This is a genomic window from uncultured Microbulbifer sp., assembly GCF_947489355.1.
Classification (GTDB): domain Bacteria; phylum Pseudomonadota; class Gammaproteobacteria; order Pseudomonadales; family Cellvibrionaceae; genus Microbulbifer.
In genome coordinates, this window is record NZ_CANLDD010000264.1 from 1 (window position 1) to 202 (window position 202).

Annotated in this window: 1 protein-coding gene; it reads left to right on the plus strand. The window is 55.9% G+C overall.

From position 1 onward, the window contains the following. Positions 1–17: 17 nt before the first annotated feature. Positions 18–202: reverse transcriptase domain-containing protein (locus tag Q1A48_RS21710; protein WP_299948970.1), on the plus strand; the 185-nt coding region annotated here is incomplete at its 3' end.

The following is a 202-nucleotide window of genomic DNA, read 5'->3' on the forward strand; positions in this document are numbered from 1 at the left end:
TCCTGGGTATACCGACAGTGTCGGATCGTATCGCGCAGACGGTGGTCAAGAAGGTCTTTGAGCCACTGGTCGAGCCGGTCTTTCACGAGAATTCCTACGGCTACCGCCCGAATCGTTCAGCGCATGATGCGTTGGCTATGGTGCGGCGGCGATGCTGGGAGTACGACTGGGTGATTGAGTTCGACATCAAAGGTTTGTTCGA